Source organism: Pseudonocardia sp., from assembly GCF_050246655.1.
GTDB lineage: Bacteria > Actinomycetota > Actinomycetes > Mycobacteriales > Pseudonocardiaceae > Pseudonocardia.
Genome location: NZ_JBFWVQ010000109.1, coordinates 1 through 6998, shown reverse-complemented (window position 1 = coordinate 6998; position 6998 = coordinate 1). Strand labels below are relative to the sequence as shown.

General features: G+C 71.8%; 8 protein-coding genes. 4 read left to right on the top strand and 4 right to left on the bottom strand.

What is annotated here, in order from left to right:
* Positions 1 to 225, top strand: a 225-nt coding sequence (locus tag AB7J25_RS25040; protein ID WP_428512775.1) for a hypothetical protein, incomplete at its 5' end; no start/stop codon positions are given.
* Between the two features lie 574 nt (positions 226 to 799).
* Here the strand turns inward: AB7J25_RS25040 and mscL are convergent.
* The 4 genes from mscL to AB7J25_RS25020 all read right to left on the bottom strand — a co-directional run bounded on the left by mscL (position 800) and on the right by AB7J25_RS25020 (position 4185).
* Entirely contained in the window at positions 800 to 1297 is a 498-nt protein-coding gene (gene mscL / locus AB7J25_RS25035; RefSeq protein ID WP_428512773.1) for a large-conductance mechanosensitive channel protein MscL, read from the bottom strand.
* 37 nt (positions 1298 to 1334) lie between these two features.
* Complete coding sequence (locus tag AB7J25_RS25030; protein ID WP_428512771.1) at positions 1335 to 1982, bottom strand: SAF domain-containing protein; 648 nt, start codon at positions 1980 to 1982, stop codon at positions 1335 to 1337.
* Between the two features lie 161 nt (positions 1983 to 2143).
* Complete coding sequence (locus AB7J25_RS25025) at positions 2144 to 3127, bottom strand: carbohydrate kinase family protein (RefSeq protein WP_428512769.1); 984 nt, start codon at positions 3125 to 3127, stop codon at positions 2144 to 2146.
* Positions 3124 to 4185 carry a LacI family DNA-binding transcriptional regulator gene (locus tag AB7J25_RS25020; protein WP_428512767.1) on the bottom strand — a complete coding sequence of 354 codons (1062 nt, stop codon included), beginning with the start codon at positions 4183 to 4185 and terminating at the stop codon, positions 3124 to 3126. The genes AB7J25_RS25025 and AB7J25_RS25020 overlap by 4 nt, the downstream gene beginning before the upstream one ends.
* 202 nt (positions 4186 to 4387) lie before the next feature.
* Between AB7J25_RS25020 and AB7J25_RS25015 the strand changes: the two genes are divergently transcribed.
* The 3 genes from AB7J25_RS25015 to AB7J25_RS25005 all read left to right on the top strand — a co-directional run.
* Positions 4388 to 5440 (top strand): sugar ABC transporter substrate-binding protein, encoded by a 1053-nt coding sequence (locus AB7J25_RS25015; protein ID WP_428512765.1) that lies wholly within the window; start codon positions 4388 to 4390, stop codon positions 5438 to 5440.
* A 114-nt stretch (positions 5441 to 5554) separates the two neighbouring features.
* A complete protein-coding gene (locus tag AB7J25_RS25010; RefSeq protein ID WP_428512764.1) occupies positions 5555 to 6610 on the top strand; it encodes an ABC transporter permease in 1056 nt (351 codons plus the stop codon).
* Positions 6607 to 6998 (top strand): ATP-binding cassette domain-containing protein (locus tag AB7J25_RS25005; RefSeq protein ID WP_428512762.1); only part of this gene is annotated, 392 nt, incomplete at its 3' end. The genes AB7J25_RS25010 and AB7J25_RS25005, both read left to right, overlap by 4 nt.

Genomic DNA, 6998 nt, shown 5'->3' with positions numbered 1-6998 from the left:
CGGGCACCGTCGGATGCCGGTGATGAGCGCCCCGGCCCCGGCTCTGGCCGCTCCCGCGCCGCCGATCCCCGCGTGCTCCGCCGGCTCGCGGAGGTGTTCGGCGACCTGCCCCGCGTCACCTCCGACGAGCTCGGGCTCGACGAACCGGCACTCGATCGCGGCTCTTCCTCCGAGACCGAGCGGGAACTGCTGGCCAACCGGCCGCCGCACCACGACCGCGACTGAACCTCTGGCCGTTCAGGCGCGCCCACATCCAGCGGCGTGGCCGGCGGCTCGACGCACGCCCCGAGCGCCCGCCGCAGTGTCGTGGCTTCGGCTCGATGACACCCGTTGAGGCGCTGCGCGCGGAAGATCGTCGGAACCGGGTGGCGGGGGCCTTGCCTGGGCCATCGGTGGCCGCCGGTCATGCCCGCCGGGTCTGGCCGCTGCGCCTGGTGTTTGCCGCCAACCACCGGCGGGCGATGGATCGCGGCGAGGAGAGCCTGCGGCTGGAGTTGCCCAGGCGACGAGCCACGACCGACGCCCGGTGCGACCGCGTCCCGCCCCCAGCGACGTTTCGCCTGGCTGCCGGCCGGGCGGCGCCGCCTGACCCGCGGCCGGGGTGCGGGTCGCGCACGGCTGCTGCCGGTCGCGCACGCGGCCCACCGGGTTCCGAGCACGAGCCGCCTCCACCGCTCGGCCCGCCCCGGGGCCGCGCACATAGCGAACGGTGTTCGCACACACCGCCGGCGATCTGTGCGAGCACCACGCGATCTGTGTGAGCGCCACCCGATCTGTGCGAGCGGGGAGGTGGAGGACCTCAGGTCTGACGATGCCGCGGCTCGCTCGCGCCCGGGCTCTGCGGTGCACGACCTTCGGAAGCGGGGGCGGGTGACCGACCGTCCGCGCTTCCCGCGTCCTGCTGGGCCACCTGCTGGGCGGCGAGCAGATCCCGGATCTCGGCGAGCAGTTCGACGTCCGTCGGCTCGGCCGGTCCCGGTTCCTCGCCGCGCTCCCTGCGCTTCTTGATGAGGTTGAACGGGTAGACGATCACGAAGTAGATGACCACGGCCACGATCAGGAAGTTGATCACTGCGGAGATGATGGCCGCGAGATCGATGTAGGTGGACGGCTTGTCGGCCACGAGCTGGATGCCGAGGCCGGGCGATCCCGGAGGCGTGAAGGCGTTGATCAACGGCTGGATGAGGCTGCTGGTGAACGCTGTGACGATCGCGGTGAACGCGGCGCCGATGACGACGGCGACCGCGAGATCGACCACGTTCCCCCGAAGGATGAAGTCCTTGAAGCCCTTGAGCACGTGCGTCCCCCTCCGAGCGGATGAGTGTCGGCCTCGGTCAGCGGAGCGTAATCGCCACCTGCTCGGTCAGCGCGGCCGCGGCGACGCGTGTCGCGAGTGCCTGCGACATCGCGACCAGCACGAGCCGGCCCCGCTGGCCCGGCCCGTCCGCAGGCGGAAGCACCGCGAGCACCGCCGCCGCCTCGGCCAGGACGACCGGCTCGCCGCGTGCCGAGGGCGCGACGACGTCGACGCGGCTGCCGGGCACGAGCAGCCCGGCGACCTGTGCGTCGGCCAGCCGCACGGGAACCGCGGCGCTGTCCGGCGCGGAGTGCAGGCTGGCGGCCAGCTCGGGCCCGACGAGCCGCACGTCGGTCAACACCTCGCCGGCACGAGCCGCGCCGGCGAGCACCCGGCCGTCCACGAGCTGCGGATCGGCGACCACTCCGGCTGGCACCTGCTCGGCGGGCCATCGCCGCACGACGACGTCCGCCGCGGCCAGCCGGGACCCGGGCACGAGATCGCGGGCCGCGACCAGGACCGGTACGCCCACCTCACCGGGTGCGACGGCGAGTACCAGCGCGAGCGCGGCCAGCAACCCGGCGGCGGCGCGCCGGGCGAGGGCCATCCGGCGCCATCCCGGCCCGCGTACGGCTTCCACGACGCGCTGCCGCAGCCGCGGTGCCAGCGTGCCTCCCGATCTCATCGCGTCACCTCCGCGCCCGACGTTAGGCAGGAAGAGATGACGCGTGGCCGTCGACCGCTGATCTGTGGACAACTTTCTGCGAGGTGGACAACTCGACCGTCCGTCCGTGCCGGACCCCGGAACTGTCGGCCGTCCGGTGCAGCCTTCGGTCCGTGCAGAACTCAGGCAGGTTCGCGGGCGGCGTCGAGCTCGGCGGCCGTGGGCGGGTCGGCGCCGCGCCGCCCGCAGTTGATCGCGGCGGCGAGCAGCGCGTCGTCCAGCACGGTGTCGAGGACGCCGCCTGGGATGGCCGCGAGGTCCTCCCGGCGCTGCGCGCCCAGCAGGTCCGTGCGGTACAGGCCGGCGATGAGCGCGCCCATGAAGGTGTCGCCCGCACCGACGGTGTCCACGACGTCCACCAGCCGGGCGGGGCGCATCCGCCGCAGGCCACCCGCGCTGCCGGCGACCACGCCCTCACCGCCGAGCGTCACCACCACCAGCGACGGGCCGCGGTCGAGCCACTCCTCGACCACCTGCGCAGGGGTGGCGTCCGGGCGCAGCCAGGCGAGGTCCTCGGAGCTGACCTTCACGACGTCGGAGATTCCGAGCATCTCCTCCACGCCGGCCAGGACGGTCGCGGCGTCGCCCATGAGCAGCGGCCGCGCGTTCGGGTCGTAGGTCACCGTCGCGCGGGCGCGTCCGGAGCGCAGGAGGCCGCGCAGCGCGTCCGCTCCGGGTGGAGTGGTGAGGGCGAGCGAGCCGGAGTGCACGGCCACCACAGGGCCCTCCGCGCCCGGGTCCAACGCCGAAGTGAGCTCGGCGGGGGTCCACTGCCAGTCCGCGGTGCCGTCCACGCGGAAGTCGTAGGCCGCGCCCCCGTCCGCGCCCACCGACACGATCGCGAGCGAGGACTGCTCGGCGGCGGTGACGGCGTGGTCGAGCTCCACGTCGTTGCCGGCCAGATGGGCCCGCAGGAGCAGGCCGAGCGGGTCGGTCGCCAGCCGGGCGAGCATCCGGGTCGGCACGCCGAGGCGAGCGAGGCCGACCGCGACGTTGGCCGGGCTGCCACCCGGAGCCATCTCGAAGTAACCCTGCACGGGGGCGGGGACGAGGTCGACGAGTGCCTCGCCCGCGACGGCGACGATGCCGGTTCTGCCGTGGGTCATGTCCTGGATCCTCGCGGGGGCGCGATCTCGCCGGAACCCCGGCGGACCAGATCTGTGGGTACGAGCCGCACGGACGGCGGCGAGGTGTCGCCCCCGATGCGTGCGAAGAGTAGTTCGGCGGCCAGGTGGCCGATGGCGGTGGCGTCCTGGCGGACGACGGTGATGCCCGGGACGAGCAGGTCAGCGAGGAGGAAGTCGTCGAATCCGACGAGGGCGATCTCGCGTTGGCGGCCGAGGCGGCTCAGCGCCCGTACCGCGCCGATCGTGGTCTGGTTGCGGGCGGTGAAGAGCGCCGTCGGCGGGTCGGGCCTGGCGAGCAAGCTGGTGACGGCGCCGTCCGCGGCGGCCACCTGGCCCACGTCGAGCAGGACGAGCGAGGGGTCCACGGGTAGGCCCAGCTCCTCCAGCGCGGTGCGGTACCCGTCGAGGCGCTGGACGGCGGTGGCGATGTGCGGGGTGTCGCCCAGGAAGGCGATGCGCCGGTGGCCCGCCGCGGCGAGATGGCGCACGGCGACGGCGGCGCCGAGCGCGTTGGTGGTGACGACGGCGTCCACCGTCAGGTTGCGCGGCTCGCGGTCGACGCAGACGATGGCCGTCCCTGCGCGCACCTCCGCCTCGAGATACGACTGGTCGTCGCCCGAAGGGAACAGCAGGATGCCGTCCACCCGCCTGCCGACGAACTCCCTGGCGAACGCCTGCTCGCGGACCGGGTCGTCGTCCACGCTCGCGGAGAACACCAGGACGCCGCGCGGGGTGGCGACGTCCTCCACGGCACGCTGCACGGTTGCGCAGAACGGGTTGGTGACGTCGTCGAGCAGCAGGGCGATGGACGCGGTGCGCTGGTCGGCCCGGCGTAGGTGTCGGGCGCCCGCGTTGGGGCGGAAGCCGAGCTCGTCGATCGCGCGGCGCACCCGCTCGGCGAGGACCGGGGAGACGCCCGCCTCGCCGTTCACCACGCGCGACACGGTCTTGAGGCTGACTTCGGCACGGGCCGCGACGTCGCGCATGGTCGCCCGCCTGACGTCGACCGGTGAGGCGGCATCGTCGCGCGTCGTCATCGGCACCTCGCTTCGTTGCGGAGGTGTGTCATGGTGCACATCGTCTGACAACGATGTCAACTCCCTCGTCCCGTCTCGCGCTCAGATGATACGGATTCGTCCGTATGGACGATTGTATGGGGAGAGAAAGGGGCGGACCCTAGCTGACAACGTTGTCTCACAGACAGCATCACGTCAGTGCCGACGAAGAAGGGCTCCATCCATGAACGCTCGATCCGTCCGCCGTGCCGGCGTCCTCGCCGCCGGGCTGGCCACGTCCCTCGTCCTCGCCGCCTGTGGTTCCGGAGGTTCCGGTGACTCGGCGGATCAGCCGGTCGTCGGTCTGATCACCAAGACCGACACCAACCCGTTCTTCGTGAAGATGAAGGAGGGTGCCCAGCAGGCGGCGGACGCCGAGGGCATGGAGCTGCAGTCGTTCGCCGGCAAGAAGGACGGTGACAACGAGGCTCAGGTGCAGGCGATCGAGAACCTGATCTCCGCGGGCGCCGTGGGCTTCATGATCACCCCGAGCGACTCGAAGGCGATCGTGCCGTCGATCGAGAAGGCCCGCCAGGCCGGGCTGCTCGTCATCGCGCTCGACACGCCCACCGAGCCCGCCGACGCCGTCGACGGCACCTTCGCCACGGACAACTACCAGGCGGGCCTGCTCATCGGGGAGTGGGCGAAGGGCAAGCTCGGCGCGGCCGCCGCCACGGCCAAGATCGCCATGCTCGACCTCAACGCCGACCAGGTCTCCGTGGACGTCCAGCGCGACCAGGGCTTCCTCGAGGGCTTCGGCATCGACGTCGTCGACAAGACCAGGATCGGCGACGAGACCGATCCGCGCATCGTCGGTCACGACGTCACCGACGGCGCTGAGGAGGGCGGCCGGACGGCCATGGAGAACCTCCTGCAGAAGGACCCGGGGATCAACCTCGTCTACACGATCAACGAGCCCGCCGCGGCCGGCGCGTACGAGGCGCTCAAGGCCGCCGGCAAGGAGCAGGATGTCACGATCGTCTCGGTCGACGGCGGCTGCCCCGGCGTGGCGGCGGTCAAGGCGGGCCAGCTGGGTGCCACCTCGCAGCAGTACCCCCTGAAGATGGCCCAGGAGGGTGTGAAGGCGATCTCGGCCTACGCCAAGGACGGCACCAAGCCCGAGGCCACCGCGGGCAAGACCTTCACCGACACCGGCGTCACCCTGATCACCGACCAGCCGCAGCCGGGCGTCGACAGCAAGGACACCACCTACGGCGCGGAGAACTGCTGGGGCTGATCGGCCCGTCGCGCAGGTTCGCAGTCCGCATCCATCGACCCCATCCCGTGGCGCGGGGCCCGCGATCGGCCCCGCGCCCGGGATCCACCAGACCGACACGAAGGGGTGTCCGTCATGGCGTCATCCATCGCACCCGAGGAGCCCGGCGGCTCGGTGGCCACGGCCACCCCGGACCTGGGCTTCGACGACCACCGCAAGTCCCTGCTCCAGCGCGTGCAGCACGTCCTGCACGCCAACCCGACGCTCGGCCCGCTCGCGGTCCTCGTGCTGTCGGTCCTCGCGTTCTCCCTGGTCGCCGACCGGTTCCTGTCGGCGGCGAACCTGGGGCTTGTGCTCCAGCAGGTCACGGTCATCGCCGTGCTCGCGCTGGGTCAGACGCTGATCATCCTGACCGCGGGCATCGACCTCTCGGTCGGCGCCATCGCGGTGTTCTCCTCGGTTCTCATGGCGAACTTCGCCACCAAGCTCGGGATGCCCGGCCTCCTTGCCCTGATCCTCGGCTTCGTGCTGGGCGCCGGGATGGGCGCCATCAACGGCCTGCTCGTCACGCGGCTCAAGCTGCCCCCGTTCATCGTCACGCTGGGCACGCTGAGCATCTTCTTCTCGCTGAACGCGGTGGTCTCCCGTTCCGAGACCATCCGCGGCTCGGACATGCCCGACATCATGACCTGGACGGGCACCACGTTCCCGATCGGCGACTTCCGCATCACCTACGGCTCGATCATCATGCTGCTGCTGTTCGCGGTGTTCTTCTACGTGCTGCGCGACACGGCCTGGGGCAAGCACGTCTACGCCACCGGTGACGACATCGAGGCCGCGCGGCTGGCCGGTATCCGCACCGACCGCGTGCTGTTCTCCGTCTACCTGACGGCGGGCGCGATCTACGCCATCGGTGCATGGATCCTGATCGGGCGGCTCGCGTCCGCGAGCCCGAACGTCGGTGTCGAGTACAACCTCGACACGATCACCGCCGTCGTGATCGGCGGCACGAGCCTGTTCGGTGGTCGCGGCGCCGTGATCGGCACCCTGATCGGCGCCCTCATCGTCGGCGTGTTCCGCAACGGGCTGCAACTGTCCGGTGTCGATGTCGTCTGGCAGGGCTTCGCGATCGGCCTGCTGGTGCTCGCCGCCGTCTCCATCGACCAGTGGATCCGGAAGGTGAAGGCATGACCGCCACGGAGACGTCCCCCGCCGGCAGCGGCCCGGCGACGACCACCCGCGAGCCGGTGCTGCAGGCCAAGGGCCTGGTCAAGCGCTACGGCCCGGTCACCGCGATCGCCAGCGGCGACCTCGAGCTCTACCCGGGCGAGATCCTCGCGGTCATCGGCGACAACGGGGCCGGCAAGACCAGCCTCATCAAGGCCCTGTGCGGGGCGCTCACCCCGGATGCGGGCGAGATCCTGCTCGACGGCAAGCCGGTGTCGTTCCGCAACCCGATGGACGCCCGCCGGGCCGGCATCGAGACCGTCTACCAGACGCTCGCGGTCTCGCCCGGGCTCGACATCGCGGACAACCTGTTCCTGGGCCGCGAGGAGCGCAAGCCGGGCATCCTCGGCTC

Coding starts and splice junctions, on each gene's coding strand:
- AB7J25_RS25030 (WP_428512771.1), bottom strand. CDS start 1,982: ATGAGATCGGGAGGCACGCTGGCACCGCGGCTGCGGCAGCGCGTCGTG.
- AB7J25_RS25025 (WP_428512769.1), bottom strand. CDS start 3,127: ATGACCCACGGCAGAACCGGCATCGTCGCCGTCGCGGGCGAGGCACTC.
- AB7J25_RS25020 (WP_428512767.1), bottom strand. CDS start 4,185: ATGACGACGCGCGACGATGCCGCCTCACCGGTCGACGTCAGGCGGGCG.
- AB7J25_RS25015 (WP_428512765.1), top strand. CDS start 4,388: ATGAACGCTCGATCCGTCCGCCGTGCCGGCGTCCTCGCCGCCGGGCTG.
- AB7J25_RS25010 (WP_428512764.1), top strand. CDS start 5,555: ATGGCGTCATCCATCGCACCCGAGGAGCCCGGCGGCTCGGTGGCCACG.